At 44.9% G+C, this 236-nt stretch carries 1 protein-coding gene; it reads left to right on the forward strand.

What is annotated here, in order from left to right; genetic code table 11:
* Positions 1-205: hypothetical protein (locus H6A60_RS13635; protein WP_205105415.1), on the forward strand; the 205-nt coding region annotated here is incomplete at its 5' end.
* Positions 206-236: the final 31 nt, after the last annotated feature.

Genomic DNA, 236 nt, shown 5'->3' on the forward strand with positions numbered 1-236 from the left:
CTACACATTCATATCGCCCATTGGCACTAAACGCATGGTTCAGGCATTGACCGATACCGTGTGGACAACCTTTCACAAATACGAAGGCGAGCAAATTGGCGAAGGCATGGAAGATGTTATGTCATGGCCTGACTACGAATCCTTTGAACAAAATCTCTTAACCGAATCAGAAAAACCGTCATTACTTGACGAGGTGACATTATGACTATGGCATACGTAGCAGTTGGGGGAAGTGT

It is taken from the genome of Sutterella massiliensis (genome assembly GCF_016899755.1).
GTDB classification, from domain to species: Bacteria; Pseudomonadota; Gammaproteobacteria; order Burkholderiales; family Burkholderiaceae_F; genus Sutterella; species Sutterella massiliensis.